The organism is Bradyrhizobium sp. NAS80.1, from assembly GCF_001908205.1.
Lineage (GTDB): Bacteria > Pseudomonadota > Alphaproteobacteria > Rhizobiales > Xanthobacteraceae > Bradyrhizobium.
In genome coordinates this window covers 23,496-30,504 of the sequence record NZ_LGHL01000011.1, presented here as the reverse complement: position 1 = coordinate 30,504, position 7,009 = coordinate 23,496, and the positions used below count along the sequence as shown (strand labels likewise).

Sequence of the window (7,009 nt, the reverse complement as noted above, 5' to 3'; positions counted from 1 at the left end):
CTTCACAACCTCGCCGGAAAGACGAACGACGACGTCGTGCTCATAGGTTTTTCCGTCAATCGTAATCGTGCCAAATGTGGTGCTGTCAATCTTCATCGTGACCTCCTCCCAATCGGACTCACGCTCCAACACGTGGCAGTAAGGCGCCTCGATGCCGCCATCATCCTTGCTCATGTGCGTTCCCGTCTGCCGATCCGGATCGGGACGCGGCGCTGCCCCCAGCTGCCCGGGCGTGCCTCGAACAAGCCAGGGATTGGGGTAGAGCAAATACCGCAGCGGCCATCCTCGGTGAGCCGCCAAGTGGTGATGTCATACCAATCTCTGCCGATAATCCGCTCACCACAGCTCGGGCAGTATGTGCTTTGGCCCATCTCGTCATGGACATTCCCGGTGTAAACGAAATGCAGTCCGACCTTGCGGGCGATATCGCGAGCCGTCGTCAGTGAGAAGGCCGGCGTCCGGGGCAAATCCAGCATCTTGTAGTCGGGATGGAAGGCAGTGAAATGCAAGGGCACGTCAGGTCCCAGCCTAGTCATCACCCATTCGCTCAGCTTCGTCACCTCGTCCGAGCGGTCGTTGTGACCTGGGATCAGCAGCGTTGTGATCTCAAGCCAGACCTTCGTCCTCTGCTTCAGATATTCGAGCGTCTCGAGGACGGTGCCGAGACGACCAGTGCATAGCCGCTTGTAGAACTCCTCGGTGAAGGCCTTGAGGTCGACATTGGCGGCGTCCATGAAGCTGTAAAGCTCCTCGCGCGCCGCTGCGTCAATGTAGCCTGCCGTGACCGCCACGTTCTTGATCCCGCGTCGGCGCTCCACCTTTGCGACATCTACGGCGTATTCGAGGAAGATGACGGGGTCGTTGTAGGTGTAGGCGATGGAGCGCGAGCCCGTCGCAATCGCAGCCTCCACAATATCTTCGGGCGAGGCTGCGTCCTGGAGCCGGTCGAGCTCTCGCGCTTTGGAGATGTCCCAGTTCTGGCAGAATTTGCACGTCAGGTTGCACCCGGCGGTACCGAAGGGCAATACGGGAGTTACGGGCAGATAGTGGTTTAATGGCTTTTTCTCGATTGGATCGACACAGAATCCGGAGGAGCGGCCATGGGTCGTGGGCACGATCCGGTCATCCTGCCGGCCACGCACGAAGCACAGGCCGCGCTGACCCTCGTTAAGCCTGCAATAGCGCGGGCAAACATCGCACTGGATACGCCCGTCTTCGAGACGGTGCCAGTAGCGGCCAGGAACGCCTTCCAAGCGCTCAGGTTCGGTCATAAAATTCGTCGTGTGGATCACTGGGCAATCCCCAGTTACGTGCTGACGGCGGGACGGAAAGTTGCGGACGATGTCCAGCCAGGCCCCGCCTGCGAGCACCAGCGCCCGTGGGCGTCAAACTTGTTCTACTCCTTATCGGGCGAAGATCGTAAGCCGAACCGTCGACAATCTCGGCCGCTGAGGTCCAGGAGTGCTCGCACCGTAAAGTTAGCGTGGGGACCACGGGAGCAAGCTGATAACATGATTGTGCTCTTCACGGATTTTGGGTTGCGCGGGCCCTATACGGGTCAGCTGAAGGCGGTGCTGCATCAAATGGCGCCGGGCGTTCCCGCTATCGACCTCTTCGCCGATGCGCCCGCGGGCAATCCCAAGGCGTCGGCGTACCTCCTGGCGGCTTATGCAGCCTGGTTTTCGGTGGGAACCGTCTTTCTCGGCGTTGTCGATCCCGGCGTCGGCGGGACGCGCCCGGCCATCGTGCTCGAAGCCGACGGCCGGTGGTACGTTGGCCCCGGCAACGGCTTGTTTGAGTTAGTCCTGCGCCGCGCCACAAAGACGCGCAGCTGGGACATCGACTGGAGGCCGGAGCGCCTCTCGGCCAGCTTTCACGGGCGCGAACTCTTCGCGCCGGTCGCTGCGATGCTGGCGAATGGCGAGCCCCCACTTGGACAGCCGCGAGGGGATGACGCCGAACGCCGTACAGACTGGCCCGATGACCTTTGCGAGATCGTTTACGTCGACCACTTTGGCAATGCCATGACTGGGTTGAGGGCTGCCAAGCTGCCGCCCAACGCCAGGCTTCCCGCGGCGGGTCGAATATTGGAGCGCGAAAGGACTTTCAGCGATCGGCCGCCCGGCTCGGCCTTTTGGTACGAGAACTCGAACGGGCTCGCCGAAATCGCCGTCAACCAGGGGCGCGCGGACCGCGATCTTGGACTCGCGATCGGCAGTCCGGTCGAGATCGTCTCTTGAAGGCAGGCGGTTCCCTCACAACTTTGATCTGGACGATGCGCATGCCAAGAAAACAGAGCTCGAGAACGGATTGGCCGAAGCCACGAAAGCGCCACGTCAAGCCACCAGCGACTGGCAACGAGCGACTGGCCGATCAGACCCGCAAGATTCTCGGCAGACACTATGCGAGCAAATACCGGGTGCAGTAATCGCGATCATTTTGAATCCCAGTCCCCCGATCAGGAGGCGGGCGAGGCACATCGAGGACAAGAATGTTGTGGAGCCCACAAACCCTATCGATTGGGGCAGTCGTCATCTTGGCCAGTGCCGTGCTGGTTACGGGTTCCACTGCACAGCAACACGCCGCCGAGCGCCAGCGGATGGTCGAAGAGATCGACGCAATGCTGGCGTCGGGCGGGGGAACCCGTGGTGTGGCTCGGCTGACTCCGCGTGTGCGCGCCGCAATGACAGAGGTGCCGCGACACGAGTTCGTGCCGCCCGAGTACAGGTCCGCAGCTTATAGCAACTCACCGCTCCCGATAGGCCATGGCCAGACGATCTCACAGCCGCTGATCGTCGGGCTGATGACAGAGCTGCTGCAACTGGCGAAGACGGATAAGGTCCTGGAGGTGGGCACCGGGTCGGGATACCAGACGGCGATCCTATCCGTGCTCGCAGGCGAGGTGTACACGATCGAGATCGTACCAGAGCTCGGCAAAATGGCCCGTGCCAACCTCGAACGTCTGGGCTACCGCAATGTTTCGACAAAAATCGGCGATGGCTACCAGGGCTGGGCGGAGCATGCGCCCTTCAACGCCATCATCGTAACCGCAGCTCCCGACCACGTTCCACTGCCGCTCATCGCGCAACTAAGGTCTGATGGCCGCATGGTTATCCCGCTTGGCGGCTTCTACCAGGAGCTTACGCTGTTGGCAAAACACGCCGACGGGACGACCACAACTACGATCATAGCGCCCGTCCGCTTCGTGCCTCTGATCCGGGAGTAGCTTTGCGCATCTCCGTGCGCCGCGCCGGAACATTCTGTTCTCGCAAACCGATTGTCCCAGCCTCGCGCCTCTTCACGATCAGGGCTATGCTCGGTGAGCCGCATGAAGCTTTGGCCCCGGTGGCGGCTCCCGGGTGCAAGAAATGAGCTGCACGGCTTTCGTTGGCGATCAAATGACGCATGGCGGCCAAAAGGGTTTCGGCATGACTAAGCATGGGCGATCTGGGCACGCGACCCGATCGCCGCGTTTCCGTTTCCTGCAGAAGCTCGAGGCCCAGAAGAACGATCGCAAGGACCGCTCTTGCATCAAGGACCCAAAACAGTCCGTCGAAGAGCTATTCCATCCCCGGAAGCCAACACGAACCTGACGAACTATCCCTGGATGCGCTGCAAGTCGAGGTGGAGACAGTGAATGAGTCCGTGGCCCGGATCGAGGCGATCATCGGGCGCAGAGTCAAACGCGACATCAGCCAGATGACCGAGTGGGCAAAAGGCAATCTCGCCCGCGCCGCAGAGGCCATCATGAACACGCCCAACGCGCACGTTGGCATCGTCACCGGGTTCTATATCCAGCACGCGGAGCCGCCTTCTCCGGAAACGGATGGGCTCGGCGGGATGGCGCATCTGGCCGCGGGCCTCGCAAATGCGGGGATTCCGGTAACGGTCATTACCGATGCACCGTGTGCAAAGGCGGTGTGGGCCGTAGTCGATGCGCTGCCGGCATCCGTGAATCTTGAGGTCGTGTCGACGACAGAGAATTCGGTTCTCCGCTTACGACAGTACCTGGAAACGGGCGATCGACCGATCACTCACTTGATCGCAATTGAGCGGGCTTCTCCGGGTTCGGATGGAAAGCCTCATCGGGAGCACGGATGGGATATGTCGCGCGAAACGGCGCCGCTCCATCTTCTCTTTAGCGACCCCGCCGCGAAGCGTCGCTGGCTCACGATCGGTATTGGGGACGGGGGCAATGAAATCGGGATGGGATCCCTGCCCAAGGAAATCATCGAACGCGGAATTCCCAACGGCAAGGTGATCGCAGCAACGACCCCGGTCGATGTGCTCATCGTCGCCGGCGTGTCGAACTGGGGAGCTTATGGGCTCCTTGCTGCAATGGCCTGCACCAAGCCGGCGTTGCGGGACGCTCTTCTACGCTATTTCAATCGCGATATGGATCACCTGTTCCTGTCGGCGGCGGTGGAGACCGGGCAGGCGGTTGATGACAGCCGGGTCGACAATCCCGGGCGACCGCAGATGAGTGTCGATTGCATACCCTGGGAACAGCACGCGACGCTTCTTGAGGAGATCTCCGCCGTCGTGGCGTCGCAGCCGAGCTGATCACCTCGGGTGTTAGGGCAAGTCAAAAACTGATCATGTCCGTTCGGCCCCCAAGAGCGACGCAAAGGCAGATAGGCCAAGATCGAGGAATGGCCCATAGGCGGACGTCGCCAGCCAATCGCAAACTTGTCACTCGCGGTCCCTATCAGTTCACCCGTAACCCAATGTATCTGGTCAACTCATCGTTCCGCGCGGCCGGGATCGCCTCCCCCTTCCCCGGAGAGCCGGGCGAAATCGTCGAGCAACGCTGCCACCAGCGCGCGGTGCCTCGTGTCCTCAGTCGGCAAGCTCGCGGCATAGAGGTTGAGCAGATGCCGCGCCTTCACTGCGGCCTCCGGCCACGAAGCGGCGGGCACCGTCATCATGCGGTGTTCGAGTTCGGCCTCCCGCTCGCGCAATTCCCTTACATGGGCCTCGACATCGGCCAGCGCGCGGCGCAGATCGGTCGCCTTCTGCGCGGCCATGCCGCGATGCTTGTCGAGATCGACCGGGCGATCAGTCATGGGCGGCGCTCGCATCCGCAGCCTGCGCATTAGCAAGGTCGACGGAGCCGATCGAGAACATCTCCATGGAGTCGCGGACGCCTTCCGCGGGCACCATGATCATCGTAGCGATGCGGCGATAGGCCGAGAAGGTGAGACCCTCGATTGTCTCTTCGTCGGTGACGACCTCGTAAGCGCCAGCGGGCAGCAGCCGCTCGATGCCGCGGATTCGGAACGGATGCCTGAACGTGACGGTCTCTCGCCGTGAGCGGATGGTCATGTACGCCTTCCTTTTGCAAGAGGGGCCCCAACCGACCGGCATCGACGACCATGCGCCCTTCGTACGGCAATAGCCAGCACATTCGTCCTTGTCGCGCGCTCCCTCGCTCATTTCGTTTTAGTGCTCGCCATTGGCCTGTCGCAGGCGTACGATCATCACATCACCGCACTTCTCAACGGCATCGACCGGTGACTGAGGGTCACGTACGCTCCCGCCGACAGAGTTGCAGGAGCGTTCGATGTCGCGTTTTCGCGCCTCGGAATGGATCGTGCCGCCGGTGATCGTTCCGCTGTTTCTTCTGTTTCTGGTGTGTGCTGCGGCTATCCTCAATGGCTAAGGCAACGCGCGTGCCTTACCTGGTCACGGGGACCAACGAGTACGGCAGCGCCAATCTCGGCCGCGGCAGCGCGACCGTCGCACTGCGCCTCGCGCGAAAGCTGCTGCGCGACGGTTACATGGATGTCCGCGTCTGCACGCCGCGCGGGCGCGTTCTGCAGTCGGATGAACTGGACGAACTCGAACCCCAACAGGAGATGGACATCGTGGCCAAGGGACAGCAACGCGGCAATCGGGAAGCCAAGAAGCCGAAGAAGGAGAAGGCCAAAGTGATCGCAGCACAGCCGAGCCGGAAAGAGGTCGCTTGGCAGCCGGATTTCGGGCCGGCGAAGAAGAGGTAGGTTAAGGTCGGAGCTTCCACCTGATCGCTTCTAAGGCTTGAAGCGAAGATTGACTGGGACTTCGTATCCGGGAGCCTTGCAAAGGCGAACGTTGAGCCCAAGTCGAACGTCGTTCGATTTCTTCGCGGGCTCTCGCTGGAGACCGGACATGTCGTGCGTCAACGACGCAAGCCTGCGCGTGTACTCGTATTCAGCTGCTCAAGAAGGGCAATATATATATATATATGAAAGTTCCCGCGCTATTGCAGGGTGAGTCGCGAACCCGTCTCCTTCAGGGCATCGCGCTTGGGGCAGTTGCGACCGTGGCGATCGGCTTCATTTGGGGCGGTTGGGTCACGAGCGAGCGCGCCAGAATCATGAGTGCGGCGGCGGAGAGCAGTGGCCGGATGTCCATTCTCGTACCCCTGTGCGTTGCCCAGTTCACAGCCGCGGACGGGGCAATCGCAAGGTTCAAGACGACCAGTGTCTATTCCAAGGAAAACCTCGTTAGCGAGATCGTGAGAAATGTGGCCTCCACGAGCATGGACTACTCGTTAGCCAGGGCCTGTGCGAGCGCGATTGATCTCGAGCTCGCACAGACAGCGGCGAAGAGCCGAGCAAAAATCCAAACCGTGTGGCGAGGCATCCCTGCCGCGACAAGATAATCTTGCACCATCATGCTGACGTTCCGCCCGAGCAATCTTTGCCGAATTGAGAAACCGCAGGCGCCGTTCGACATTTCGCGTTTCTCAGCCGCGAATCGACGAAGGTGTCCCAGGTGTTGCCGCAGGCCGAGCAATGCCAATGGTTGACAATTCTTCCGGTCGGCAAATGGGTTGATTTGGACGGTGCGGTGACGACATGGCCGCACTTGGTGCAGGTGTCCGTTCCCTGGGCGGGCGAGCGGCGACTTTGGTCGCCGGCCGCTTGTGCGGCCCAGCGACGTTCGAACCGGCGGTGAAAATGCAAAAATGCAAGGGATAGACGAGAGCGTTCATTGTTGTGCGCCAATTGTTCGGCGGGAGCAC

Annotated in this window: 7 protein-coding genes; 4 read left to right on the top strand and 3 right to left on the bottom strand. The window is 61.1% G+C overall.

Annotated elements, in window-relative coordinates; all coding sequences use genetic code 11:
* Window positions 1-170: 170 nt before the first annotated feature.
* Window positions 171-1,292, bottom strand: a complete 1,122-nt coding sequence (gene amrS / locus AC629_RS03015) for an AmmeMemoRadiSam system radical SAM enzyme (protein ID WP_245331700.1) — start codon at window positions 1,290-1,292, stop codon at window positions 171-173.
* A gap of 219 nt (window positions 1,293-1,511) precedes the next feature.
* Here amrS and AC629_RS03010 point away from each other — a divergent pair, with 219 nt between their 5' ends.
* The 3 genes from AC629_RS03010 (at window position 1,512) to AC629_RS03000 (ending at window position 4,563) form a co-directional block, all read left to right on the top strand.
* Complete coding sequence (locus tag AC629_RS03010) at window positions 1,512-2,240, top strand: SAM hydrolase/SAM-dependent halogenase family protein (RefSeq protein WP_084803299.1); 729 nt, start codon at window positions 1,512-1,514, stop codon at window positions 2,238-2,240.
* Between the two features lie 296 nt (window positions 2,241-2,536).
* Window positions 2,537-3,226, top strand: coding sequence for a protein-L-isoaspartate(D-aspartate) O-methyltransferase (locus tag AC629_RS03005; RefSeq protein WP_245331699.1), 690 nt, complete (start codon window positions 2,537-2,539; stop codon window positions 3,224-3,226).
* 419 nt (window positions 3,227-3,645) lie between these two features.
* The gene (locus AC629_RS03000; RefSeq protein WP_168195378.1) at window positions 3,646-4,563 is read left to right on the top strand and encodes a glutamate cyclase domain-containing protein; all 918 of its coding nucleotides are present in this window, start codon (window positions 3,646-3,648) and stop codon (window positions 4,561-4,563) included.
* Window positions 4,564-4,742: 179 nt separating this feature from the next.
* On the opposite strand, the gene AC629_RS02995 is transcribed toward AC629_RS03000, so the two are convergent.
* The gene (locus AC629_RS02995) at window positions 4,743-5,066 is read right to left on the bottom strand and encodes a hypothetical protein (RefSeq protein WP_084803304.1); all 324 of its coding nucleotides are present in this window, start codon (window positions 5,064-5,066) and stop codon (window positions 4,743-4,745) included.
* Window positions 5,059-5,325, bottom strand: coding sequence for a hypothetical protein (locus AC629_RS02990; RefSeq protein ID WP_084803305.1), 267 nt, complete (start codon window positions 5,323-5,325; stop codon window positions 5,059-5,061). The genes AC629_RS02995 and AC629_RS02990 overlap by 8 nt, the downstream gene beginning before the upstream one ends.
* 329 nt (window positions 5,326-5,654) lie before the next feature.
* Between AC629_RS02990 and AC629_RS47610 the strand changes: the two genes are divergently transcribed.
* Window positions 5,655-6,002, top strand: coding sequence for a hypothetical protein (locus tag AC629_RS47610; RefSeq protein ID WP_084803296.1), 348 nt, complete (start codon window positions 5,655-5,657; stop codon window positions 6,000-6,002).
* Window positions 6,003-7,009: the final 1,007 nt, after the last annotated feature.

Bases quoted from the DNA above. Each gene is read 5' to 3' on its own strand.
- AC629_RS02995 (WP_084803304.1), bottom strand. From the start codon at position 5,066: ATGACTGATCGCCCGGTCGATCTCGACAAGCATCGCGGCATGGCCGCG.
- AC629_RS03010 (WP_084803299.1), top strand. From the start codon at position 1,512: ATGATTGTGCTCTTCACGGATTTTGGGTTGCGCGGGCCCTATACGGGT.
- AC629_RS47610 (WP_084803296.1), top strand. From the start codon at position 5,655: ATGGCTAAGGCAACGCGCGTGCCTTACCTGGTCACGGGGACCAACGAG.
- AC629_RS02990 (WP_084803305.1), bottom strand. From the start codon at position 5,325: ATGACCATCCGCTCACGGCGAGAGACCGTCACGTTCAGGCATCCGTTC.